The 24,520-nt window shown below is 46.5% G+C and carries 27 protein-coding genes and 1 pseudogene; 7 read left to right on the forward strand and 21 right to left on the reverse strand.

Annotation, left to right across the window (positions count from 1 at the left end; all coding sequences use genetic code 11):
- Positions 1-24 precede the first annotated feature (24 nt).
- The 3 genes from ACRQ5D_RS34310 (at position 25) to ACRQ5D_RS34320 (ending at position 4,572) form a co-directional block, all read left to right on the forward strand.
- Positions 25-1,272, forward strand: coding sequence for a hypothetical protein (locus ACRQ5D_RS34310; RefSeq protein WP_432328154.1), 1,248 nt, complete (start codon positions 25-27; stop codon positions 1,270-1,272).
- A gap of 18 nt (positions 1,273-1,290) precedes the next feature.
- Positions 1,291-2,382 carry a hypothetical protein gene (locus tag ACRQ5D_RS34315; RefSeq protein ID WP_432328157.1) on the forward strand — a complete coding sequence of 364 codons (1,092 nt, stop codon included), beginning with the start codon at positions 1,291-1,293 and terminating at the stop codon, positions 2,380-2,382.
- Between the two features lie 792 nt (positions 2,383-3,174).
- Complete coding sequence (locus ACRQ5D_RS34320) at positions 3,175-4,572, forward strand: serine hydrolase domain-containing protein (RefSeq protein WP_432328158.1); 1,398 nt, start codon at positions 3,175-3,177, stop codon at positions 4,570-4,572.
- A gap of 169 nt (positions 4,573-4,741) precedes the next feature.
- Here ACRQ5D_RS34320 and ACRQ5D_RS34325 read toward each other — a convergent pair whose 3' ends face one another.
- Both ACRQ5D_RS34325 and ACRQ5D_RS34330 read right to left on the reverse strand, forming a co-directional pair.
- The gene (locus ACRQ5D_RS34325) at positions 4,742-4,957 is read right to left on the reverse strand and encodes a hypothetical protein (RefSeq protein WP_432328160.1); all 216 of its coding nucleotides are present in this window, start codon (positions 4,955-4,957) and stop codon (positions 4,742-4,744) included.
- Positions 4,954-5,220 carry a hypothetical protein gene (locus ACRQ5D_RS34330; RefSeq protein ID WP_432328162.1) on the reverse strand — a complete coding sequence of 89 codons (267 nt, stop codon included), beginning with the start codon at positions 5,218-5,220 and terminating at the stop codon, positions 4,954-4,956. Before ACRQ5D_RS34330 ends, ACRQ5D_RS34325 begins: the two co-directional genes overlap by 4 nt.
- Before the next feature lie 143 nt (positions 5,221-5,363).
- Here ACRQ5D_RS34330 and ACRQ5D_RS34335 point away from each other — a divergent pair, with 143 nt between their 5' ends.
- The 3 genes from ACRQ5D_RS34335 to ACRQ5D_RS34345 all read left to right on the forward strand — a co-directional run bounded on the left by ACRQ5D_RS34335 (position 5,364) and on the right by ACRQ5D_RS34345 (position 8,012).
- Positions 5,364-7,214 carry a lanthionine synthetase LanC family protein gene (locus ACRQ5D_RS34335; RefSeq protein WP_432328163.1) on the forward strand — a complete coding sequence of 617 codons (1,851 nt, stop codon included), beginning with the start codon at positions 5,364-5,366 and terminating at the stop codon, positions 7,212-7,214.
- A gap of 13 nt (positions 7,215-7,227) precedes the next feature.
- Positions 7,228-7,659 carry a MauE/DoxX family redox-associated membrane protein gene (locus ACRQ5D_RS34340; protein WP_432329960.1) on the forward strand — a complete coding sequence of 144 codons (432 nt, stop codon included), beginning with the start codon at positions 7,228-7,230 and terminating at the stop codon, positions 7,657-7,659.
- Positions 7,660-7,736: 77 nt separating this feature from the next.
- Positions 7,737-8,012 (forward strand): DUF6520 family protein, encoded by a 276-nt coding sequence (locus ACRQ5D_RS34345; RefSeq protein WP_432328165.1) that lies wholly within the window; start codon positions 7,737-7,739, stop codon positions 8,010-8,012.
- Between the two features lie 42 nt (positions 8,013-8,054).
- On the opposite strand, the gene ACRQ5D_RS34350 is transcribed toward ACRQ5D_RS34345, so the two are convergent.
- The 8 genes and pseudogenes from ACRQ5D_RS34350 to ACRQ5D_RS34385 form a co-directional block, all read right to left on the reverse strand.
- Positions 8,055-9,242 carry a TlpA family protein disulfide reductase gene (locus tag ACRQ5D_RS34350; RefSeq protein ID WP_432328167.1) on the reverse strand — a complete coding sequence of 396 codons (1,188 nt, stop codon included), beginning with the start codon at positions 9,240-9,242 and terminating at the stop codon, positions 8,055-8,057.
- Positions 9,184-9,462, reverse strand: a complete 279-nt coding sequence (locus tag ACRQ5D_RS34355; RefSeq protein WP_432328168.1) for a hypothetical protein — start codon at positions 9,460-9,462, stop codon at positions 9,184-9,186. The genes ACRQ5D_RS34350 and ACRQ5D_RS34355 overlap by 59 nt, the downstream gene beginning before the upstream one ends.
- A 16-nt stretch (positions 9,463-9,478) precedes the next feature.
- Positions 9,479-10,879 carry a RagB/SusD family nutrient uptake outer membrane protein gene (locus ACRQ5D_RS34360; protein WP_432328170.1) on the reverse strand — a complete coding sequence of 467 codons (1,401 nt, stop codon included), beginning with the start codon at positions 10,877-10,879 and terminating at the stop codon, positions 9,479-9,481.
- Positions 10,880-10,881: 2 nt separating this feature from the next.
- The gene (locus ACRQ5D_RS34365; protein WP_432328172.1) at positions 10,882-14,442 is read right to left on the reverse strand and encodes a SusC/RagA family TonB-linked outer membrane protein; all 3,561 of its coding nucleotides are present in this window, start codon (positions 14,440-14,442) and stop codon (positions 10,882-10,884) included.
- Between the two features lie 166 nt (positions 14,443-14,608).
- A complete protein-coding gene (locus ACRQ5D_RS34370; RefSeq protein ID WP_432328174.1) occupies positions 14,609-15,490 on the reverse strand; it encodes a FecR family protein in 882 nt (293 codons plus the stop codon).
- Positions 15,439-15,723: a hypothetical protein gene (locus tag ACRQ5D_RS34375; RefSeq protein WP_432328175.1), complete on the reverse strand. Its 285-nt coding sequence runs from the start codon at positions 15,721-15,723 to the stop codon at positions 15,439-15,441. The genes ACRQ5D_RS34370 and ACRQ5D_RS34375 overlap by 52 nt, the downstream gene beginning before the upstream one ends.
- Positions 15,724-15,961: 238 nt before the next feature.
- Positions 15,962-17,044, reverse strand: a complete 1,083-nt coding sequence (locus tag ACRQ5D_RS34380; RefSeq protein WP_432328177.1) for an ATP-binding protein — start codon at positions 17,042-17,044, stop codon at positions 15,962-15,964.
- Positions 17,045-17,115: 71 nt separating this feature from the next.
- A pseudogene (locus ACRQ5D_RS34385) lies at positions 17,116-17,292 on the reverse strand (AlbA family DNA-binding domain-containing protein); the annotation flags it as partial.
- A 77-nt stretch (positions 17,293-17,369) separates the two neighbouring features.
- On the opposite strand from ACRQ5D_RS34385, the gene ACRQ5D_RS34390 reads away from it, so the two are divergent.
- Positions 17,370-17,579, forward strand: coding sequence for a hypothetical protein (locus tag ACRQ5D_RS34390; protein ID WP_432328179.1), 210 nt, complete (start codon positions 17,370-17,372; stop codon positions 17,577-17,579).
- A 425-nt stretch (positions 17,580-18,004) separates the two neighbouring features.
- Here the strand turns inward: ACRQ5D_RS34390 and ACRQ5D_RS34395 are convergent, their stop codons facing one another.
- From ACRQ5D_RS34395 to ACRQ5D_RS34445, 11 genes are read right to left on the reverse strand one after another with little or no spacing between them, the layout of a single operon-like run.
- Positions 18,005-19,171: a hypothetical protein gene (locus tag ACRQ5D_RS34395; protein ID WP_432328181.1), complete on the reverse strand. Its 1,167-nt coding sequence runs from the start codon at positions 19,169-19,171 to the stop codon at positions 18,005-18,007.
- Between the two features lie 17 nt (positions 19,172-19,188).
- A complete protein-coding gene (locus ACRQ5D_RS34400; RefSeq protein WP_432328183.1) occupies positions 19,189-19,638 on the reverse strand; it encodes a macro domain-containing protein in 450 nt (149 codons plus the stop codon).
- Positions 19,625-19,849, reverse strand: a complete 225-nt coding sequence (locus tag ACRQ5D_RS34405; protein ID WP_432328185.1) for a hypothetical protein — start codon at positions 19,847-19,849, stop codon at positions 19,625-19,627. The genes ACRQ5D_RS34400 and ACRQ5D_RS34405 overlap by 14 nt, the downstream gene beginning before the upstream one ends.
- Positions 19,850-19,860: 11 nt before the next feature.
- The gene (locus ACRQ5D_RS34410) at positions 19,861-20,640 is read right to left on the reverse strand and encodes a PRTRC system ThiF family protein (RefSeq protein WP_432328186.1); all 780 of its coding nucleotides are present in this window, start codon (positions 20,638-20,640) and stop codon (positions 19,861-19,863) included.
- Positions 20,641-20,677: 37 nt separating this feature from the next.
- Positions 20,678-21,418 carry a PRTRC system protein B gene (locus tag ACRQ5D_RS34415; protein ID WP_432328188.1) on the reverse strand — a complete coding sequence of 247 codons (741 nt, stop codon included), beginning with the start codon at positions 21,416-21,418 and terminating at the stop codon, positions 20,678-20,680.
- Entirely contained in the window at positions 21,399-21,923 is a 525-nt protein-coding gene (locus ACRQ5D_RS34420) for a hypothetical protein (RefSeq protein WP_432328190.1), read from the reverse strand. Before ACRQ5D_RS34420 ends, ACRQ5D_RS34415 begins: the two co-directional genes overlap by 20 nt.
- A gap of 16 nt (positions 21,924-21,939) precedes the next feature.
- Positions 21,940-22,407: a hypothetical protein gene (locus ACRQ5D_RS34425; RefSeq protein ID WP_432328191.1), complete on the reverse strand. Its 468-nt coding sequence runs from the start codon at positions 22,405-22,407 to the stop codon at positions 21,940-21,942.
- Positions 22,371-22,547, reverse strand: a complete 177-nt coding sequence (locus tag ACRQ5D_RS34430) for a hypothetical protein (protein ID WP_432328193.1) — start codon at positions 22,545-22,547, stop codon at positions 22,371-22,373. The genes ACRQ5D_RS34425 and ACRQ5D_RS34430 overlap by 37 nt, the downstream gene beginning before the upstream one ends.
- Positions 22,548-22,549: 2 nt before the next feature.
- Complete coding sequence (locus ACRQ5D_RS34435; RefSeq protein WP_432328195.1) at positions 22,550-22,768, reverse strand: PRTRC system protein C; 219 nt, start codon at positions 22,766-22,768, stop codon at positions 22,550-22,552.
- A gap of 15 nt (positions 22,769-22,783) precedes the next feature.
- Complete coding sequence (locus tag ACRQ5D_RS34440) at positions 22,784-23,347, reverse strand: hypothetical protein (protein WP_432328196.1); 564 nt, start codon at positions 23,345-23,347, stop codon at positions 22,784-22,786.
- Between the two features lie 16 nt (positions 23,348-23,363).
- Positions 23,364-23,777 (reverse strand): single-stranded DNA-binding protein, encoded by a 414-nt coding sequence (locus ACRQ5D_RS34445; RefSeq protein WP_432328198.1) that lies wholly within the window; start codon positions 23,775-23,777, stop codon positions 23,364-23,366.
- Between the last annotated feature and the right edge of the window lie 743 nt (positions 23,778-24,520).

The following is a 24,520-nucleotide window of genomic DNA, read 5'->3' on the forward strand; positions in this document are numbered from 1 at the left end:
AACTATTCACCCAACCTTTTAATCATGAAAAAGATCACTATCCAATCAACTTTTAAACTCCTGATAGGCCTGGCACTGCTGGCCGCACTTTTACCAAAAAATGCTGCAGCTCAAACCTTATCAAATCTGAACAGCCTAAAAGGCCGGATAAACAGCACAGATCTGGAAGTCAGTACTGCGGACGCGCCGACCTTCCTGGGCTCCTTTACCCGCGCTGCGCCGGCTCCGCCCGCACCCGGAGGCCCGCCGGTGCCGACCCGCGCTGCTACCGAGATCGCCAAGTGGCAGGCCGCTTCGCGTTACGCCCGGGATAACAAAGACGATTTTGCCAAGCTCTTAAGCGCAAATAAAGCTTATCCTGACCTGGTGCAATTCAATGGCAATGCCGGTCAGCCAACCAGCCATATTGCTGTGGCCTATGCGATACTGGCTTCCCAGTCCAGCGCTAATATTGCGACTTACCTTAACAATAACAACATCGCCGCGCCGGCTGACGTGACTGCGATCCAGCAGGAGATCTCCGCCCTGAAAAGGGCCATCAGCCAGATCACTTCTCCTTCGCTAGCAATTTTTGCCACCGGCGACGTCAGGGGCGTTGCCGCCGGAACCACCGATCCGACAGCAGCCACCGGAACCGGTACGATCGGTTTTACCTATGCCAGCCCAAAAACCATTTATACAATCAAAATCGCGGTCGCCTCCACCCAGGACACCATTAAGTCCGGTTATGGGGCGTTCTTACTATCGCCCAGCAATGGCAGTCCGCTGAAATCCGGCCTGTTTGAAGTTTTTCGTAAACTGGATTGGGACGATCAGTCTTGGCTGCACTTTTACGTGACCGGCGCCACCTCCACCTGGCAGATCGCCCAGGACGCCACAACCAAAGTGGTCACCGCAAAATCTGCCTCGACCGTTGGCGCGGCCTTGCTGTACCGCCGACAGATCATCAATGGCACCATCGGTAACACCGGCGTCGAAGGTGGCTATGAATTGGGTATTTCCGGTCGCTGGATAGAAGGTGACGTGAGGAACCTGCTGCAAACCGAAGACGGCACCAAACAATATTTGAATGTTTTCCCGTCCAAAAGAGATCATTTCCTGGGCTTTGAAGGCGGCTTCTCGCTCAGCTTCGGCCAGATTACTGCCGGTTTGCAAGCCTATTACCTTTTCCCGAAAAGCGGCGAATCTGTGGACGGGTTGAGCGGGCTCCAGATCACTGCCGGTATTAGCATCCGCGCTGATCTGATCAACGATATATTTCACAGTAAATAAATAGTTAAGCAAATAATCATGAGTGCAACCATCCTGATCGTCACCGGCGTAATCGCTGTGCTGATCCTCCTCTACATTTACCTGGCCTGGCATTCCTCGCTGGAGATCTTAAAGTCAATACCGGTGACCGCGCCGCAGACCACCGTAGCCATGGCTTATTATTTGCCTACCGCCTCGCTACAGCTCAAAGCAAGCTGCAGTGTAGAGATCATCAACACCATAGCAGTCGATGGCTCCAGCGCCTTTCAGTCCGCCCGGCTGATCGAGATTACTTTCGAGACGCTGGTCAATATCATACCGGATACTGATTTTCTTATCGGGCTGGATTATCTGCCGTCGCCTTTTATGAGTGATGAGCTCAAGCTGGTGACCGGTCCGAGTGGATTACTTAATAACATCAATAGTTCGAGCGATGACCACTTAGCCGCGATCATTGGCCAGTTAAGCGATGCGCCTTCCAAGATCCTAAGCCTGAAAGCGCCGCCCGCTGGCCCCGCCGCCGTCAAGGCAAACCTCAGCAGCCTGATCAAAATCTATGAAAATACTTTTGTAGTTACCGCTGCGGAGCTGAAAAATAAGCATGTGACTTTTGACTGGAAATTTCGCACCGACGCCGATACGCCGATCGACGCCTCCTTCCTGGTTAAATTCACCGCCGCCCACACCAGGGGTGATATCGCAGCTGGTAGTATGAATGTAGCTTCGGGCATCATTACTCGGCCGCTGACCACGTTGAGCGTGAGCATCGATCCCAGCACACCCGGCGTTCAGGGCGTGGCTACTACCGATATCCAGGTGCCTGATTGCAGCCGTTTGCTGATCGTACCTTTGAAAAGGACGCCACTGGTCAAACGGGTCAACATTCCGAAATTTGCCAGCGGCATGCTCATTGAGCAGGATATAAGTAAACCCAGCGAGATCGAAGCCGGATTGAGCATCCCGGTCAATATTTTAAAGGCAGTGTTTTCGATCCCTTCCCAGCTCTTCAACTTCCGGGTGCAGCATAAATACCAGGGAGAGATTGCTGAGTTGACCCTGCAAAAGCAGTTACAGGATCTGCAAAAAGAAATTCTGGCCGGTCAGACCAAAGGACCCGGCATTCACCCCTGACAGCATTCGCCCTCCGCAATAGCGGGGGCTATCTGATCCAGTCCAGGTTATCGGTGATCAGAAGCTCATGCTTTTCCAAATGGTGGGTGGTCTGCATCTGGATACTTTCGTAAAGAGACCGTCCGCCTAGTAGCGGAGTTCGGATGTTTTTTCTCATCGATTAGCAGGAACTTGCTTCTGAGCCAGGCGAGGCTTGTATGATTTAAATGCTGTGGCTTAACTCCGCCGACTAGCTAATAGGGAGCTTTTCTCCCCATTTTGGATGACTTGCGGCCACTTGCTTCATCTCAACTTGAGATAGTTGTAAGGCTTTATTTGGAGAATTCTGCAAATGAGCTTGGAACGCTAATAGAACTATGAGGTTTTTAAGCACTTAAATAATATAATTTGAGCCCTAATTGGGCTAAGATAATCGTTTCTCAATCCCCTAACTGAGCGGAATTAGAACCATTCCTTAGACCAAATACGCATTTTAAAGGGATTAGAGCATTTTTAATGATCCCCTAACTGGGCGGAATTCGAACCAACTTTTAGATCAAATGTATGTCTTAAACAAACTAGAGCACTTTTGATGAACCCTTAGTGTGCGTTTTTCGAACCAATTATTTCGGTTTGAATCCGATTTGGTGGACGCATTATTCTCTAAATAAATTCGAAAACATTGCAAGTTAAACATAGGTAGAGCGTTCATAAACGGCTGTTCTGACGTCAAGCCCATTACAGGTTAAAAACACAAATCCCAGTAACAATATTATCAGTTCATATGTCTTAATATTAAAGGCTTCGATGAGAATGTTTATATTGGTTTTGATCTGTTCCATTTTCTTTGGCGAAATCGCTCGGGGTCAGAGTTGGCAGGATACGATCGGGCAAATCGATCAACTGTTTGATCACTACAGTTCTGATAATCCCGGCTACCAACTCGCTATCAGCCGTCATGGTCAAATAATTTACTCAAGAGCGCAAGGCATGGCTGACATGGAACGCTTTACTCCACTCAGCAAGATTTCGCTTATCGAAGCGGGATCTGTATCTAAACAATTTACGGCAGCTGCTATTTTACTTTTACAACAGGAAGGCAAGTTGTCACTCGATGATGATGTCCGCAAATATATTCCGGAACTGCCCAGGTACAGAAACACAATTACCCTATCACAAATGATGCACCATACAAGCGGGCTAAAAGACTGGGGTAGCTTGATGAGTTTATCCGACTGGCCACGCGGTACAAAAGTATATACTAATGCGGAAGTGCTTTCCATCATGACCAAACAAGGATCATTAAACCAGGAGCCAGGAACTGTATATGCTTACAGCAATACTAATTATGTAATGTTGGCGACTATCGTCGAGCGAACAAGCGGGGAAAGCCTCGCAGATTTTACACGAAAGCGGATTTTTATTCCAGCGGGCATGAATCATACCCAATGGAGAACGGATATCAGGACGATTGTGCCAAACCGCGCTATTGCCTATGCAAAGGGTGAAAATGGTTTTTATACAGATATGCCCAACGAAGATGTTTATGGGAATGGCGGGCTTTTGACTACCGCTGAGGATCTTTTACGTTGGAATATCTTCTATACAAGCGGAAAACTGGGCATGCCGTCGTTGTTTCCAGAACAGTTGCATCTGGTAAATCTAAATAATGGCCAACAAAATAATTATGCCGCCGGCTTGCGTATAGATTTCGTCAAAGGCCGAAAAGTAATTAGTCACGACGGGGCCACAGCGGCCTACCGTGCTTTACTTGAGTATTACCCCGATGAAGATGTGTCAATAGCTTGGCTTAGCAACAATGCAGAATCAGACAAATTCACCAATGACTTTGCAGCATTACACTACTTGTTATTTAAAACATCGAAAGATCTGACTGCAAGTATTAGTGCACCTACTGCAAAACTTACATATGTTCATCGAATACCTGGTAAATTATCGGACTATATAGGCGAATACTACTCTAATGAGGTTGAATCGGGATTATTTATTAGCCTTGTCGAAGGGAAACTAATAATTACTCGAAAGAATAAATCTACCTTCACTCTTGTAAGAACGGAACCGGATAAGTTCCAGATTAGCGATTCTAAAGTGACTGTGAATTTTGAACGGGGATTAAACCACAAAGTGAAAATGCTCTCCTTTACCACACCGAGAGTTCACAATGTATTATTCAATAAATTGCCCAAGTAAACAAGCGCCATCGTTTCTACATCACCTAACTGGGCAAAATTCGAATCCCTTAATTGAACAAAAGCGCATTTTAAATGAAATGGAGCATTTTCATTAACCCTTAAACGTGAGCTTTTCGAACCAGTCATTTTCAGTTCAAATCTGCTTAGGGCTCTTTGACATAATTAAATCAATCGCGTTCACGACGTACTTCTTTAAGTAGTTCCTGTAAATACCACTTATTAATAGATTCATTGCTCGATTTACCTGTAGTAAGGCCAAGCCAGCGTTCAGAAATTGCAACCCAACTTTCTTTGAGCTTATTAAATTGATCAAGCATTTCCAAAGAAATTTCGGGCATGCCTTTCTTCGTATATTCATCATGAGTATCAAGCAGAATACTCATCCATGTTTGCCATGTCTCTCGCTTATTAAATGCATATATCTTAAAATCAATGAATTAGAAAAAAACAAAGTCTTATGAATAGTTTCTTTAGGTTCCAAATTGAAAGAGCCAAGTTGGGTTAAAAAACCAAAAGCGTACTCGTGTTGTTCAATGGAAGGTTTCGATCTACTATGAGCAAAATGATCTATTACCCCCAAGTTGTTCTGCTCTGTCGGAGCAAGTGCGAGGAACCAGTGTTTGAGATCATCTATAGGAGTTTCCATAATTAATTATTGAAGTTAACTATAAATCAACTATATAAAAAATATCCGTCGATGAAGTTCAGATACATGTATAATTTATTTGTGATACAACAAAAGGCATCGAGAAAAATGTACTCGATCTAATAAGATTCAGGTACGACTTTATGATTAATCATCGTTATCAGAGCTATAACTGTCAGGATAGGACTAACACGGACAGCAGACGATTAACTTTAGGCTTTACCTATAAGCAATACGATATACATCGAAAATTTGAAAGTAAGGGCATACTCCCGAAACCCATAGCCTATTTTGAGCTGAACGGTGATGCTTTCTTTTCTATGGAATACAAAGAATGCGTTTCACTTACGGAGAAAGCGGCTGAATTATCGGAGGGGCATACATGGCGTTTTGTACTGGTCGAAAGAAAAAGGGCGATGATCGCCTACCTGTTACAGATTGTGAAGATCCTGGGCATATTTCATGAAGAAAAAATAGTACACCGTGATGTGACCGCGACAAACTTTATCGTAACGCGGACCGGGCAGGTGTTTGCCATTGATATCGAACTGTCTTATGATTTAGGGAGCCCGGCAAGAACTGCTGCATTTACTTTGGGCACGCCCGGCTATATGTCGCCTGCGCAGACCGCATGTTCAGAACCCGCTTTCGCTGATGATATCTATAGCTTAGGAGCATTGCTCATCTCGGTGCTGACAGGTCTCCTGCCAAACCGGTTGAACCATGTGGAAATGGAATTACTGGAAAAAAGCCTTTCCTGGTTTATAGAATCCCGGTCGTTAGTCTCACTGATCACATTATGTCTCAGCGAAGATCCGGCATCGCGACCATCCTTAAGCGAGATCCGACATGTTTTGGAATTATACGATACTGTTTTGACCACTACATCGCATAAAACTCCTGACTATCCTCTCAACATGCAGCTCAAATCGGTTGAAGCAATATTGACCGAAGGTTTTAGAACCGTTTATCTGCTACTGGCAAAAGCCGGTAAGGCTGAAATTGTGACCCTATTGTTGTTTAACAAATATTTTCCTGATGAAGAACAAAAGCTCTTTATAGTTCATACCGATGCATTGCCAAATGGTTCTGCAAAGATCGAACTCTCCGAACGCGACCTGCAGATACTAGCGGTCGAGCTATCTAAACAGACTGACAGTACGGTCCTTCTCCTCAACTTTATGAGCAAGGCGGTTCCAACAGACGATGGTTCAATCATTAGCTTATCCGTTTGCAACGGGTTTTCAGGAAAGGGATTATCGCTATTCTACCTGATGGGACAAACCTTATTTGAAACCAATCCATTTGACCTTGCCGAGATCGTAAACCGGATCGTGGCCTATCAGGAAAGAGATGGCTCCTGGGTAACGACACGATCGGCAGATAACAACAGGGGAGATAAGGTCACAGGCTTTTCACACGGTGTTTCAGGGATCGTTTACTTTCTGTTAAGCTATTATGGGCGGTATGGCACTCAGGATCTCAAAGAACGGATCGTTGCAGCGCTGGATTGGCTTACACAGCAACGCAAACAGGAAAATGGCCGGTTGACCTGGACGGTAAGTGTTGGCAACAAAATCGTCGATCCCTGGCTTGAACACGGTTTTTCGGGAGTCGCACTTACTTACATTAAAGCGTTTGAGGTATTGGGGGATGAGGGATATAAACGAATTGCTTCGGAAGTCCTGTCTTACCATCCTTTATATATTACCAGCAATAACTGCGCGTTTGGCAATGGTCTTGCCGGTCTTGGTGAGATCTATCTTGAAGCGTTCCGTGTTTTCGGAGACCGGGCCTGGCTTGATCGTGCCAATGCGATACAGGGCGCATTGCTGAACAGTTGTTACCGGGCAAAGGGACAGTGCTATTGGCTTGACGGTACACAGCTTAACCCAACGGCGGATTTCTGGTCAGGCAATATGGGAATTCTGCATTTTCTGCTCCGGGTCACACGTCCCAACGAAGTTTCATTTCCTATTCATCTAATAGCTTAAACATGAAAAAAGAATTTTTTACGAATTGATCATTGGATTAATGGTGCTGTTGTTCCTTTACACCGGTTTCAGCAAAATACTGGACTTCAAAAACTTCGAGGTCTCTATGCTATTTCAGCACATGCCCAATTGGTTAACGTCGATTATGACCTACTCCCTGCCGGCTTCTGAAATCATAGTTGCCGTTTTACTGATCAGCGATAAAAGCCGCGTGGCGGGCTTGTATGCATTCTTCACAATGATGACCGGGTTTACTTTATATATCGGGGCTGCACTGCTTCACCTGTTCCCAAAAGCACCGTGTGCCTGTGGCGGTATCATCAAATCACTGGGCTGGGGTTCGCATTTTTTATTGAACCTGGTATTTGTTGCCCTGGGATGGATCGCCCTTCGACATTACCGGAAGCAACAACCAAAACGACATTCCAAAACTATTACGGTATAAGATATTTCTCGCGCGCGAAATCAGGTTAATACGGGTCCTGTGGTAAAACCCGTGAACATCTCTAAATAACAAAAAACATGAAAAAGATCAGAATGGCCCTCATGGCCGTAGCCGCCCTTTCAGGCGTAGGTAGTGCTTTCGCATTAAGCCCTAAATCAAACGCGACTACTTATTACGCAAGGCAAACCACCGGCAGCAATTTCCATTGGACGCAAACAGTTCCAAACCCGAGCACCGCAACATGTTCGCCACAGGCAAACGAAATCTGCCAGATTTCTACCAATGTTGCACCAACCGATAACGTGGTTCCCGCCGGTCATACGCCGACTAATCAGGTTTATAAAACCAAGTAACAAAAAGCACCTGTCGCATTAACCGGCAGGTGCTTTTTTCTATTAAAGATAACGATCGATCAGCCGCGACATTTCCTCAACTTCCAACACTGGTTTAGGGCAAAACCTGCCCTCCTTGTCAATTAAAATAAAAGTCGGGAAACCCCGGACATCAAAGTCCCGCATTACGGAATGTGTTTGGCCTTTGCCTTCGGTGTATAAATTTACACTGAGGGGAGAAGTATATTCATTGGTATTCAAAGTTGCCAGCCATTGCTCCCGCTTTCTATCGACACAGATTGTAATAAAAACAATTGGTTTTTCAGCGTATTTCTTTTCAAGATAAAGCATTCTGGGAGCCATATCTTTACAAGCCCCGCATCCAGTGAACCAGAAATCAAGCATGATCAATTTCCCTCTGAAATCGATTAAATTAATCGGCCTGTTGTTCTTGTCCAAAAGCGTGAAAGTTGGGGCAATCGCTCCTACTGTATTTGTTGCCCTGATTTTATCAAGCACACTGTGTAAATTATTATCTTTTACATAGGCAAGAGCACCGATTATGTCTGCAACATTAAATTCCGGGCTATTTCTTTTCGTGATAAACAGGTGTGTCATCAATTGTTCTCGGATCTCTCCCTTGAAATTCGTCAATGTATACAAATAGAATTCGTGTATGTTAAATTTTTTGTGCCTAAACACACAGGAATCCGCGAGGTATTTTTGGTAAATATATTCGATTGAATAATTTGATAGCACAATGCCTGAATCATTCGCCGCTGAAAAGGAAGTGAAGCTGTTAAAAGGCTTTCCATATTGTAACATTGCAGATTTGAAGTTCTCCTGAACATCTTCTGCCCTGTTCATGCCTGCATAATTAAAATAGCCTAGTTTGGTACAAGCCGCTGATGCTTTGACATTATCTCCCAGCAAACGCCAGGCAGTTGGTCCGATTTGCTCTTTTATTTTATCCAGATATTCCAAAGATGCTATTGCAGCGGAGTCCGTGTGTGCAAAAATACGCGGTAATGTCGCAGGCGTAAACCGTAACCGGTCTCGTCGCAAAGACCGGTCCGCAATAGCCTGAAGATTTTGCTGCGCAATAAACCTCATGGCTGAACGTCCTGTAAAACTGATCTTCCCATTTTTGACCGATACCGCCATATCATCTCCGGGAAAGAGCAAAACCTGTTCAAGAATTTTTTGTTCCGGACAGAAAGAATTGTATCTGGATATATTGAGCATATTCATGCGCCGGGATCGCAAGCCCAAACTTTCCTGCTTTGAAAACGGCTTTAAAGTTTCGGGCAATTTCGTCAAGTCTGCCGGTGTACCTGCTCACCCTCACTGTAAGACTGTCGCCATTCCTGCTAAAATCAGTGGCGACGCTGATCCGGCTGGTCTTCATCTGGGCAAGTAGTTGAACAGAACAGGCCGATAATAACAGTACCACAAAAAGTAATTTCTTCATAATGTTGTTGATTAGCTTATCTCGGGTTCTGGGTCAGACCACCTAATTTGATCTCGATGTCGGGAATCGGGAAGGCATAGCGCGGGTCGTTTGGCGGTAACGTGTAGGTGACGCCAGCAACCGTCCGGCGCAGAGTAACCGCAAATCGGGGTTCTTTGTTCAATCTCCTGAGATCCGTCCAGCCCAGGCCACGAAGCAATAATTCTTTTTTACGCTCTTTCAGAACAATTAACAGCGCCTCATCGGCACCACTGGCGGTGAAAGGCACAAAAGTCCCTGTTTTCCAGCGGTTTTTCAGTAATGTATTCAAAAGGTCCATCGCGCCCGCGCCATCTCCTGCCCTGGCTATACATTCGGCCTTGATCAGGTAGATTTCGTCCGTGGCAAGGCCATCATATTTCTGGCCCATATAGTCGTAGGAACCGACAAACCGCGGAAATTGCGGAAGTTTATCCAGGATCGTAAAAAACTTCGATTTCCGGAGGTCGTTCGGATCGTAGCTGTTATAGAAAGCCGGGGCGATATACATATCCCGGCGGATACTGTAAACAGAATAGCCGATAAGACATGAATGATAAATATCCTCGGATAAAAATCCTTTGTCGATATTTGTCGTGCCAGGGCTGTTCAGTGTATTATAATCCGTCAGCGTAGAAAACTTCGCAAGACAGGCGTTTGCATAGGCCAGGGCATTGGGGTAATCTCCCATGGCCAGGTAAATACGAGCCAGCAACGCGCTCACCGCGATTTGTGAAGGTTTTACGGGTGGGGATGCCATTTCAGGTAATGCGGGCTGTGCTGTTTTCAAATCCGAAAGGATTTGGGCATAACACTCGGCAACGCTTCCCCGGCCTGGATGTGAGTTCAGATCAGATGTCAGGCGGAGCGGGATTCCAGGCAAACTGGCCGCCTTGTCCTTATCATAAGGCATGGCAAAAGTTTGTACGAGCGCGTAAAAAGCCCAGGCCCGATAAAACAGCGCGGTTGCTTTTACCTGCTCATAACTGGCCTTTTGGTTGTCCGGCACCTGAATACCCGGAAGCGCATCCAGAACGACATTGGCGTAATAAACTATCTGATACGGGAAATTCCAGTCTACCGACTGGGTTACCGATGCGTCAAAAATCTCTTTTGACCAGAGATAAGCATTTCGTTCCGGTGATGACAAATCCGGTAAAACCTCATCCTGGACCACGAAATCGTCGGAAGAGATTTGTCCCAGGCCGGGGTCCGGCTGGCTGTTGAATACATCCTCGTTCTGAAGAAGCCGTTGCAGATCTTCAAGCGTCGTTGGGATATTCAGGGATTGATTGGGTTTGGTGTCTAAGAAGTTATCCTGTTTCTTGCAGCTGTTCGAAAAAATGCCCATGATGCAGACGATGCAGCCGAACAAAGGGCCGGTGATTCTTTTTCTCATGTTTAAAATCTGGAATTAAGGCCTATTGAAAGTGTTCGCGGAAGCGGGTAAGCGCCGGAGTACAGGTCAGGGTCGAGATGGTGCTTGTTCGCCCGCCAGAGGATGCCGACATTATTCAGGTAACTGAAAACCTCCAGCCTTTTAAATACCGGGGTTTGACTTCCAAAAGGTTTGAAGGCGTAGGAAAGCCGGATATCCTGAAGCCGGATATGATCACCTTCATCTACCAATGCCTGTGAATATTGATAAAAAGTCTGTCGGTCCGTATTTGCAGGGGGCATCAAAATAGCAGGAACAGTGGTCTTTAATTCATCCCCGGGCTTTTGCCACCTGTCAGCATAATCCCTGTTGACACCTCCGTAGGCAATCTGGTCATAGGACAAAGCGGTTGAGGTCCTCCTGAAATAATAATTAAGTTTAAAGATCAGGTTGGCGGACAATGTCCAGTTTTTAAAGCTGAAGGTATTCCGTAGCGAACCGAAGGTGGTCGGTCGTGCCGGCCCGTTGAAATAAAGGTCTTCGACAGAAGTCCCAGAAATGATCTCATTATAATCCGTACTCAGAACGCCGTGGCGATAACCCTGAGGGTCACCTGTTTCGTGTGTAAGCGGACCTGATTTAAAACTATAAATACCATAAACAGGCTGACCGGCAAGTGGAGTGACCGAACCGCCGTTTCCATCCCCTGCAGCAAGATAAGTTATGACTGCACTCGGGCTGTCATAAACCGTCACCCGGTCGATGACGTGGGTCAGCAAAAGATTTGTTGTCCACCTGAAATCCTCTTTATAGATATTTCGTGAATTGATGGACAGGTCAAATCCATGCCCGGAAGTATTGGCCGAGTTGCCGTAAAAAACAATAAAGCCTGTCGACGGCGGCAGTGGCGAACTGCCAAAAAGATCGATCCCCTTCTTCAGGTAATATTCGATGCTTCCGGAAATCACATTGTTCTTCAGGGCGAAGTCGAGCCCGATATTAGTTATACGTACTTTTTCCCAGCGCAATTCGGGGTTTCCGGGACTATTGATGACGTTATACGGGACGCCGGAGTAATAAGAATTACTTTGCTGCATGAGGGTTGTGACCGCTGACGCCGTTTTATTGACATTCGCGTTGTAGCCATAAGTCGCCCTGGCTTTCAGGTAAGGAAGCCAGCTCAAATCATAAAAATGTTCTTTGCTGAGATCCCAGGCGAGACCGGCGGAATACAATGGAACCGACTTATGATTGGTTGCAACACCGAAAAGGTTGGAACGATCGATCCTTCCGCTCAAAGATAAAGTATAACGGTCAAGGTAGGTATAAGAAGCATTACCGAAATAAGAAAGGTAATGATCGGTAAACTTTTCAAAACCGAGGGTAGTGGGTACCTGGGCATTGCTGCCGCTCGGGTTTAAGGGAAAATAACTCAGGAAATCGATCTGGGCGAAGCTGGTCTGCGTATCCTTATCATAGCCATAAACTGTACCATTGTGATTTTCGGTGATAGCAGAACTTATCTCCGCGCCTGCAACTGCGTTTATCCGGTGCGGACCGGCGATGACCTGATCATAACTTAGCTGTGCCCGGGCCCTGTGGGAGCTCAGTTTTCCATCAGTCTGTTGAAGAATTCCCTCGTTTGGTACGGGATATGTAAAACCGCCCGACGTAGCGGGTTGAGCATACTGATTGACCAGGTTCCGCGTATAAAAAGTTGCCGTACTGAAATAGTTGTTCCCGTTTGTCGCCTGATTTTCATACTGGTATTTAAGTGAGATATCCAGACCTGGTAATAAACGGTATCTGGCACTGGTATTGATGCGGTTTTCAGTCGTGCGGATACGGTTATCAGCATTATTTAATTCATCCAACGGCCGGTATTGCCAGTCAAGATATCCCTGTTGCTGCGCTTCTTTCGCAAAATCGTAATTAAGTCCCTTGACGATTGAAAGCGCGTTCCCGGAAGCATCAGCAAAAGTATCGTATGGAAAAACCGTAAAGTACCGCCCACCGGGTCTGATATTATTTACGATGTTATTGATTACGGTATTCGTTTGGATGTAGTTGATCCCCACTGATAATTGCAGATTTTTTACCGGGTAAAAATTGTAGTTTCCGCTCAGGGTGACGCGGTTGTTGCGGTTGCCGATGAGCTGTGTGTTATTATGGTCCTCACCTGCAGAAAAATAGTAATCGCTTTTATCTCCCCCGCCCCTGAAATTCAGGCTGTATTGCTGTAGCAATCCGTGCTTGTAGAAATATTTATCCAGCCCGCGCCTGGTATCCTGGTTACGGAGCTGATCGATCTGTTTGCTGACCGCGTCAGCAGTGAGCGTACCTGCGCGCTGTGCGGCCAGCGGGTCTACCACAGGAGAAGTGATTTGCAAAGGATCACCGATCTGCGCGTCATAGAAACCGGATTTGAAAAGCCTTTGCTCGATGCCGATATAATCCGAACTGTTGAGGTATGCCGGGTTATAGAACAGGTCAGGTTTTGCGGATGCGGTCACATTCGCATTAAGTTCTACGGACATTTGTTCGTTGCGTTTCCCCTTCTTGCTGTTTAATACGATCACGCCGTTCCCCGATCGTACCCCCCATATACTTGCGGCTGCCGCATCTTTTAAGATAGTGATGTTTTCGATATCGTTGGGATTGATATTACTGATATCTCCGTCGAACGGGAATCCATCCAGAACGATCAGCGGCTGGTTGTTGGAGAAAAGGGTGTTTGTTCCCCTGATGCTGACATCATTATTCCCCCTCGAAGCTCCGCTGGTATTGCGGTTAAATAATAATCCTGGTGTGACACCTTCAAGCCTGCTAACGATATCGGTACTTACCCGGCGGTTAACGAGTTCATTATTCAACTGGCCGAATGACCCGGTAGCGCGTTCTTTCGGCAGGTTCTGGTAACCGGTTGAAACAATGGCCACCTCAGCGATAGTTGCAGTCACCGGTTTCAGCCGGATAGTTTGAAAAGGCATACCTTCCCTTACAGTAAAGACAAAAGGCTGGTAACCGATAAAGGAAACAGATACCTGGTCTCCCGGCTCGGCTATGATGGTAAAATGTCCCAGCTCGTCAGAATAGCTTATGATGTTACGGGTTTTTACCTGTACTGTTGCCGAGTTCAAACCTTTGCCCGCTGAATCAAGGACTTCACCTGTGATTTTTTCAGGAGCCTTAGGTACGGGCGGATGTTTTTGTGTTACTGCAGGAATCTTGCGGCTGATCACGATGATCTTATCCTGCATTTCATAGTTAAGCGGTTGTTCGTCAAATATTTTTTTCAGCACTTGTGAAAGCTCCTCTTGTTGAACGGCGATAGTCACCGGTTTTGCGTAAGGTATGACACCCTCGGGCAGGACAAAATCAATCCCGGTCTGATTACTGATCTTTTCCATGACAGAGAGCAGGGTGCTGTTTTTTTCCGTCAATGTTACTTTTTGGGTCAAAGTCCAGGCACTGACCTGCATGTTCAGGATCACCATTAGCATGGCCGCAAGCCGGAAGGCTTTCAGTACCAATGAGGCACGGCGGTGCGGGCGCGCCAATTTTTCTTTATAAAATCTGTACATTCGTTGTTGAAGTTTGGCAGCGTTGCAACCGTGCATTTGGAAAACGTGGCGGCGGCAGCGCTTTGAGTTAATAGTTATTAATTTTTAGGATGCCAGCTTTAAGCCAGGTCACCGGGGTCGGATCCGGTTTCCTGGCTTTTAACTAACTGATTCTTATTATGCAGGTTTACTTCATTACGGTTACCCTCCTTCCTTCAACTTTAAAATGAACTGTTTTTGTTGCTTCCAGGGCTACCAGTACCTTGCTGATATTTTTTAGGCGGGATATTTTTCCATTAAAATTTTCCATAGGTATAGGACCATCGTAGTGTACTTCGATCCCGTACCACCGGGAAAGCTCACGCATAACCTGCTCTATCGGGGTATTTGTAAACCGAAAATAACCGTCTTTCCAGGCTATAGCGTCGTTTATGTTTACCTTGCCAATTGTCATTGATCCATTGGAGATTCGGGCCTGTTCGCCGGGTTTCAAAATCTGAGCGTCTTGTTTATCGTAACTGGTGATTGAAACTTTTCCCTCAAGAAGTGTTGTCCGGCCTACCCCATCATCCTTAAATACCCGAATGTTAAAGTGAGTTCCAAGAACTGTAACTTCCTGTCCTGGGCTTTTGACAACAAAGGGATACCTTTTATCTTTGGCAACCTCAAAATAGGCTTCACCATATAACTCTACACCTCTTTGTTTTCTGCCTTCAAAAGTCGTGGGGTAGGTCAATGAGCTGGAATTATTAAGCCAAACCATGGTGCCATCGGGCAAACAGACCTGCCAGGTTCCGCCATCAGGTGTCGAAACCTTGTTGTTCCCCGGTTGCCCGTCCCGGCTTTTAATTGGTCCGTGCAGATAAATAACCTGACCTGATCCATTTTTAATAATGTTTGAATTACCCTGAATGGCAAGATTTCCTTTTGCAGCTTTGGCTAGGTCGATTCGCTGTCCGTTTGCGAGCGTTAGGATCGCGCGATGACCACCCGGGGGTACATCCTTTTGTATATTTTCTACAACAAGATCACTTTTATGAAATACGAGCAGGAGAATAAGAGAAACCATGACAGTCGCAATAACGGCAGCCGCCAGCAGAAAACCATAAGGAATTTTTTTGCCCGATCACCGGTCACTTTCTTAAAAATAGCTTCACGATGCTTAGCGATCGTTTCATCCGACAGCAGAGGCGCATCCAATCCGATTTCAAAATACCGGGCTTCGAGGGCTTCTTTCTCTTTTTCAGTTAACTCTCCCTTAATGTTCCTTTGAGACTGATTCTTTATTTCGTTTTCGTCCATATCCAACAGCCGGCTTTGCCCGGCTTACAAGACAAGACAGTTAACCTCCTCCTTACCTGAATAAAAATTTTCATTTTTTTAAAAGTAAGCCCGCCGGGGCTTGCGGTCCCGGCGGGTCAATTTTTTTGGACGGATGTTTACCAGACGTTTCGGATGTTTTCCGGACGTTCCGGGCCATTATGGTGAATGATTGTGGTAATCGGAAATTGGCCGGACGTTTCGGACGTTTTTCGGACGTTTAAGCGTTTTCCCTAAAAATTACATATTTCGCTCCCCTTCCGGTAGCGCCGATCCTGGAAAGCACCTTACGCTCCACGAGGTCCTGGAGATCGGTAGCCGCAACGGACCTGCCGATAGCATTCAGCATTTGATATTCGGCATTAGTGATCTGCCCCTTTTCCTTCACAAACAGAGCTGCCCTGATCTGCCGTTCGCTGAGGCCAAGCGCAGCAAGCTCTTTCGCATTGAATTTATCCTTCCGGAACACGACCCGGAAACCTCCGTGATCTTCCTCGATCAAAGGTTCCGGCAGGCCTGCGGCCAGGCAGCTGCTGATCATCTTCGTTGTACCGCGCCCCCAGGTTTCGACGTAACCCGCCATAAAGAAAACATTGGCCATATTCGCGTTCCGCGGAACAGATGGGTGACTTCCTTTCAGCTTTTCGATGGTCAATCCGTCAGGCAAGGTTCCGGGGTTCCAGATCTCCAGCCTGTCGTCATACACCCGCAGAAAAGTAAACGTTCCCGAATAATCTTTATGAATGATCGCATTAAGGACGGACTCGCGCAGGGCATCCTCAGGATATTCCAGGTATTCGGTACGTTCAATACCTTCATACCCCACCGGCCGGACCAAATATTTGGATTTCAATACTTCCATTACTTTTTCCGGCATGTCAAAAAGGTTTGTTTCGATGACATCCTGAAACAACAGGTCATCTGAACTTTTACCGAAGCGCCCGATCTTGAAACTGCAGGTAGCATTGATCCGGGAAGGTTTCTTTCCGAACAGCAATACAGCGGCATTGGATAACTCACCACCGGGTTTCAGGTTCAGGTTTTCCAGCAATACTTCGGGCGGATCGTTTTCAGCACCTGAAGGGATCCTGCCTTTCTGAACGGCTCTGCCTACAAATGACCGGATACTTGTTTCCTCCAGGTCATTAAGTGTCGAACCCGGGACAGGGATATCTTCCCAGCGCTTGCCATTCTTTTCCAGCAACCAATTCTGAAGTGCAATCCCCTTGAGTTCCTGCTTGGTACTCCCGCTGCGGTAATGAAAGATCCCCTGGTAAGAAATAGGCACCTGGCTTGGCGGCACATTGATTTCGATATAATGAAGCCCCCGGACTCACGCAGATTGACATCCACCACGAGTCCGAGATGGTTAACGATCTTGTTGGGAATGTCCTCCAATAATTTTTTATAGTCGCTCAGGCCGGAAACAATACCTTTGTCATCAATACCAATAAAAATCCTGCCACCCTGCGCATTCGCAAAACCACAGATCCATTTCAGGAACTCATCTCTCCAGGATTGTTTGTATTCGATATTTTGTTGTTCAGGCATGCGGCAAGTCCTTTAAGGGCATGCAAATATAACTGCAATCGCAGCTCGGTTGCGCCGTAATTTTATAATTTTGCGGCATGTCAGATCGTTTAGCCGCTCACCACGAAAACCGCATTTACTACTTTTTCGTGGAATCCATTAAAGACAATGAAGTTAAAATAAACATGTACGGCACGCCGTATTCGCTTTTAAGAAGCGGAGAAGCCTGGGTCAACAGTCCATCGAACCAGATGGAAATGAAAAAAGGCCTGGTAGCGGCCGTCATGGTGGCGGTTGGGATCGTTTAATCCGCCCCTTTAAGAAAACCTTAAAAAAACATGGAATTTTTACAAATATTTCATTTGTTTTAGCGCCACATTAAAGACTTATTAATATAACTTTGGGTTCCCCCACAAATATTTATACCCCTACAGATATCCTGTGAAACGAAGCCCGATCCGAACGGGCTTTGTATTTTTTATATTACAATACAAACAATTACCCTTTATCATATATTTTTAGCCAAAGGTTATTTTAATAGGGGTATTAAATAACACACATTAAGGTCACGCTTCAGAAAAAGCGTGGCTATTTTTTTATACCCCTTTTAATGTTCCTTTACAGCTAAAAAAAGTGCCTGCTGCGACTAAAAGAGAAATACCTGCAAGTCAACAGCCATTAAAGGCGAACGACCCAAAAGCGGCCCCGGGAATGCCGGGGCCGACCCGCCCTTTCAAAAGCTATAATTTGATGATAATATTTCCCTGAACCTGGCTGCAAGCTGCTCATGAGTGATACCCGCCGTATTGGCCATCGCAACAAATGATTTGACCACGTTCTCCCTGCTGCGCCACGGGAAATCATAGGAACGTTTTTGCCCCGCAACATTGACCGCGATCCGTATGGGCAACCGTCCACGGTGCGCCTGTTCGGTAAGGGCGATCCGGTGGCAGGTCTGGTCGTATTCATTGTCAGGAAGGTTGCCATTGCGAAGGATTGCAGCGAGTTTGATTAGCTGGCAACGGCGCAGATCGGTAATTGGTTTGCCTCTCTTTATTTTACCTTTCTTTGAATTACCCTTACGGCGCAGGTCTTGCCGCAGGAGCGATTCCGAATAACCGGGGTACCGGTTTTGGATTTCCAATAACGCAAACAATGGGTTTTGGTGATAAATACGCCGCACAAAATTGCGCCTTGATGTCAGGTCAGCGGCTGCTGCTTTCCTGCGGATCGTAACCAGATCAAGCCTTTTTCCGGGGTTGATCTCACCTGCTGACTGCCGGTACAAAAAACGAAGGGCGATGATGACCTCCCGGCGTTTCCCTCCTGCCTGTTCCAAACCGAGCAAACGGCCGATCTCAGTACTGGGGAGCAAATGGCCGGAATTTATTAACATTTCGATTATCTTTTCCGGTTGCTCATCAAGGCTGACAATCGGTGGTGGCGGCGAATTGTCCGATGTTTCCGCTGCTTTTCTTACAGCAAAGCCATCAGAAAGCAGGTATTTACCCCGAAACTCCGCAAGTCTCCTCAGAAATTCCGTCCCGCTTCCCGGCATTTCCCGGTCGAGCTGTTCAGCTTCTTTGGCCTCCGCCGATAAAAGTTTGTCCCACCGCTCGTACTGGTGATAACATAAGCCCCAGTTAAAATGGTGATATTCCAGTTCTTCCCGGTTTATCTCGCGTGAAAGAAAAGGCAAAGCCTGATATAAGCCCATTGGCCGACGGTTACGGTCACACCACAACTCCGCCTGCATAAATACATATATCCGTGCCGGGTACTTGGTAGGAGGTTTGTAATAATCTACCTTACCATAAGTTTTCCGTGGCAGAGCATCCTGCCGCTCATACTCGGCATTTTCCGCTGCCGACATCACATATTCCTCTTTGATCCTGACCATCACTGCCTCCCATCGTATTAAGGTTCATAAACCCGGATATCTGCTCGTAAGCCTGACAGCTCCATTTCGATCATCCGCCGCACGATATTCCAGTCAAGCCCGCCGCTTCCGCATCCGGGGGCAGGCATGGCTAAACCTGGCAGGTCATTTACTTCGAGATAAATCCGCAACGCGGTTAATCCTTTTTCGATATAGGCATATTCGGAGGGGTAACGCCAATGTGTTTTTGTCGGAAAATTGATGATCAGCTTTTCCCCGGTAAGCAGACTGGCATCGGGAACGATGAACAGCTCTCCGATTTTGACCTGGCCGGCTACGCAGGCCGCGCGGTAAAGCGTGTAGTTATCAGGGAAAATTTTCCTGACGGCCAGGGCGATGCCCTTGCCCATGAAGCCGACACAGTTGACGGTATTAACCAAAGCCTTTGCGTCATCTTCCAGCAGGTTTCCTTTTTTATAGGTTATCATAGATTTCGTGGTTATCGGCAGCAATGGGCTGCTCCCTTTCTAAAATTAATAATTTGATATAGACATCTTCCCAATAAGCATTTTGCTCCCGGTTGAATTCCTCGTGCGCAAATCCCGAGAGGCGGTAATGACGGTAATCGTCGGCCTGCAGGATCGCCAGTTGCAGATCGGTCACTTCGATGCGTTTTCCATTTAAATCTTTGATAAACATAATCCCGGTATTTAAATAATTTTTAAAGGCTGCACACGGTAATCTTTAAGATTGTAAAAAAATCCCCGGTCAAATAATAAGCCCTCCCGGAACATTTTTTTCAATATCTCGACACCTGGATAAGCCAGAGATGCGTTGATAAACAAATCCTGCTCATCGAGCGCAGCCGAAGTTGAACAATTATGCCCTGCATCTTTAACCTCTCCTGCCCGCAGGAGGTCAGGAAATTCATCTGTAATCATGCGAAGCGATGCCCGTGTAGAAAATCTTTTGGATTCCGGCTGTTTAATATCGCCGACCGTTGAAAGGACAACCTGCCCCGACTCCCTTCCGTTCCCAAAGTCGAGCCAGTATTTGGGGCAATTCCGCAGGTAATGAGACTTATTACGGGTATTGATCAGGATGTCAGCAATTTCAAACCTTGCATCGACCGAATCTACGGCAGTGACGGTAATCATGGCCATGGCCAGTTCGGGCGTTTCCTTGATCAATTTGCTGTCAAATCTTTCTGTTACCGCTTTCCAGTTGAGGCCGAATGCCCGGTTAATGCGGTTGATCAAAACGGCAGATTTTTGCAAGCCAACTTCTGCGCCAGTAAAAAGCATGCGCAAGCGGTTTTTGTCTTCAATCAGATCATCGTCAAATAACCGGACATGCAGGCCCGGATGTTGCAGCTCATTAAGCATGTGGCTAAGCCTTGCGAGGGCTGTCAGGACATGGCTTCCCGTTCCCCCTGCCCCGATCAGGTTGACAACAACCGGGTTGGCAGGCTGTAACAGTTCATTGTCCACAATGTGGGCGATGACAGGATGTGAATTGATCTTTTTTTCATGATAATAAGTCTGCTAATGTTTTTCCTGTTTTGCGCAACTCGTTTTCTGGGAACCGATTGCCGTTGGTAAGCTGATCCCCCCAAAGCTGTACGATATTTTTCCCTGCAATGCTGCCCCCGGCGATGGTATGACTGAAATAACTATTGAAGAAATAATTTTCCCAAAGGCTGATAAAGTCCTCAAGACAGGTATCCGCCTTGATTTTACGTTTGACCGTCCCCATACAAACCTTTCCATCCTCGTACATATTGAAAAACGGGGCATGATAGAGCGCTGTCTGGCTTTGTGGCTTGCGGTTTCCTTTAAGAGCGAACACGGATAGTGTGTCCCGGCTTCCCTGCCATAACAGCGCAGGGATGCGGGCGTTACCGGAAGGGATTCCGAGGGCTTCTGAAAAGAACAGGTTTCTTTGCATCGGGGGCGTATGCCAGATAGCAAAACCCTCGTTTTCCATGTTCAGGTAAAGCAGGTTTTCAGGCAATACGCCCCTGCATCGTAAAAAGCTGTTGCCTTTCCGTTGCTGTGAGCGCAGCATTTCGGCGAAGCGCCCGCATTCCGTGGCTGAAAGCGGATGGGCGTTGACAGGCCTGCCGTTGCGCCCGATGTCATAGCTTTCTACATACATTTCCTCTGTACCATAGTCATCATCCACGTCCGACCTGCCTTTCAGGTAAATAAGCATGGCTTTAACCGGGGTATAAGTATGGCTGATCTGGTCAGTGATGTTTGTTTGCATAATCGTATCCGTATAAAAAGTTATTGAGTTCAGTGAGCAGGGGGAATAGCCGTGCCTCATAATTAAAATTGAATTGTTCTGCAACCTGCGGCGTGTCGAACCATTGGAGGGCAAGCGGTTCGATAATTTGCCCCCGTTCCTGTAAATCGTTGTCTACATAATTGAAAAACTGCTCATTGAGATTTTCAGACCCGCTCCAGTAAAAAGCCAGGTAATGGCTGATTTCCACATTCCCATTTTCGCTGTCCTTATAAATACCCTTGGGTATCGCACCATACACCGTGCGGTTTGGGTAGTCAGTCATCAGTTTGGCAAATTCCATTGCGATCTCAAGCGGCCGCGCTTCGAAGCATTTACTTTTCCTGAACGCGTTAATGGATTTTTCAAAGGCAGCCCTGCGGAACGGGACTTTTAGACTGGAGAGATAAGCATTCCCGAAGTTTTTCATTTCCTGCAGTTCGGATAGTTCGTTCTCGTAGGATTCGCCATCCTCATCCTCATTCATCCAGTACTCGATTGTGTCATAGACCGCACGTATATAGGTATGTCTCGTCCCTGTAATAATCGATTTTGGTTACCTTATACAAATAGTGGCAGATACCCATTAAAAGCTTGGATAGGGGTTTCAGTTCCGGTCTTTCGCCAATCCTTGCCAGTGGGTTAACAGGAATGTAATAAAGGCTGTGTCCCGTATCATACGCCCGGGCAGTTGCTATAGCCGCCATGCGTTTTTTGTCCTGCATGATATAACACGATATGCCCTTTTTATTATCAAGCTGCTTGTCGATCATCGCATGTGCCTTACTCATGTTCTCCGGAAATGGCAGACCGGACACATCCGGCAGCTCCATATTATAAAGCGCGCACAGGTTAGCCGCTGATCTGAAAAACTCTGTTTCGGCCTGCACCCGACTACGAAAATGATAGCCGGTAAAAGGCGAAAACGTATGATTCAGAAAACCATATCCGTCAACCCCTGCGGTGCGCATCTGCCGGGATTGTTGATCACTTCTGCCGCATCGGGCAATTGATCCAGTTTTTTGATGAACTTTCCGAATTCCTGATATAGTTTCCATTGTTTGCCCTCCCTGCCGATGCTGATTTTGCGTTTGATATTCTTATTTTCCATGATTAACCTTTTGTGCCCAGTGTGCTTTCAAAACGATACTGGATGCGATCTTTTTTGATTTCGGGGCCGGATAGCCGCGCATTGGTTAGGATTGGGTAGGTTCCCGCATAGAAGTTCATGACTGCTTCCGGGCTGAATGCCGGGTTCGGATCGGTTAGGGTTATTTCCTGACCGTTGTCCTTGTGTATAAATACTCGTGATAATACGTTTGTCCTTAACATGACTGAAGAATTAGGTTAAAATAAAAGGTTGGCTTTTTGTTCACGCTTGCGTTCAAGCTCTGCTTTTCGCTTAGTGATTTCTGTTTCCTTATCGGGGTATTCGGAAACAAGCGGCAAAGCCGCTATAGCTTCCTCATACTTGCAGTGGCTGTCCAGTTCAATCACTTTTCTAAGTGTATCCGTATATGCTTTTAGCTTCTCGTCGGTATTAGCCGTTTCTGTAGCAGTCTGCTCTTTGCCTGCAACACCATTCGCCTTGTTCTTCGATTTTGCATCCTGCGACATCCGGGATTGCTCCTTAGTTTTTGCAAGGGCTTTCACGTAATCCTCCATGTTATTGAGCAGGCCGGACGTTTCCCTGACCGGCTTTTCGATCTCCGAAAAGTAGCCATCATCAAAATCGGCTGCAGTCCCCGTTGAAACAAAAGGGATAAGGTTCTTTGAGGCCGTGTCCCCTGTGGCCGCAACCGAGAAATGGGTAGAGACAGTAAAATTCCCGTTTTCGTTATGCTGAATAACGATTTGCCACCTGCCCGGACAGCCCATCGCCGCTATGTTGTTAAAAAAGTTGGTTTTCATAAACTTAGCCTTTTAATTAAAATGGTAAATCATCATGTCCTGAAGCATTTGCACCTGACGTTGCAGCAACTTTAGCTTTAGCACCGTCTTTTGGCTTCCCGCTTTTCATCAGGTCTTTAGGTTGGGCAGCGCCGAACAGCCGGATTTCACTTACGTTGCAGGTCAGGTATGGCTGTGGCTTGTTTTCTTTGTTCAACCATGCTTTGGCTTCGACCCTGCCAAATATTTCGACAACAGCACCCTTGGTGAGGTACATAGCAAGTCCGGGGTTGACCCAATAGGAACATTCGACAAAAGAGGTTACCTCTCTTTTTTCACCCTTAGCGGTGAACCGGTCATTGATGGCCACAGTAAAACCTGTAACCTTTTTACTGTCCCCTACTGCCCTAACGACAGCATCAGCGGTAATTCTTCCAGTGAATAGCATCATTTTATTTTTTAATGTTTTAGATCGTTCTCCGGTCCATTGGGCGGTACCTCATTTGGCCTTTGATAGAGGCAATACACTTGCGCGGGGGCTGGCGGGTCAAGGCTGACGCAAAAAATACTACCCGGAGCGCAGCGGAGGTGTGGAGATTTTTTTAGCGGAACGCAGCCTGGCCTTGACCGCCGAAGAGGTGTAGATTTGCCTCAGCAAAGGCTAAATGAAGCTCACTAAATAAAAATGCCATTGGAAAAAGGACTTGCGCGGAGAGCAAACAGCCCGTATAACAAAATAATTGCGCCCAATATCCACTAAGAAAAGTTCAAATCATGACTGCCTGCCGGTTTCGGTACCGGCCGCAGTACCCGAAGGGCCCCGGTCAGGATTTAAACTTTCAGCCCACCAACATGTAAACTATTTCTACTATGGAAAAAAGTGAAGTGCCTGCATAGAGCCTAAAAACCAATGGCAGGCTGTTCACGCGCGGTCAGGCTGCTGCTGAGTAAGTTGAACGGAACAAAGCGTTCGAAGATCTGAGTAAGCGGCGTGCAGTGAAACGTCGAAGCGTCAGCCGGACAAAGGCACCGTTAGGGATAGTTGTTAGCAAGCCAAAGTTGGGTAGGAATTGGGGGACGGTTTAACACGGTGATGGGATGGTGTGAAAAGTTTTATCACATTTGCTTAATTTCGATTACAACTTGTTAATTAATGAACACAGAAAATTTTCTCGAAGATTACCGGGATGATAA

This window comes from Mucilaginibacter sp. P25 (assembly GCF_050859465.1).
GTDB classification, from domain to species: domain Bacteria; phylum Bacteroidota; class Bacteroidia; order Sphingobacteriales; family Sphingobacteriaceae; genus Mucilaginibacter; species Mucilaginibacter gossypii.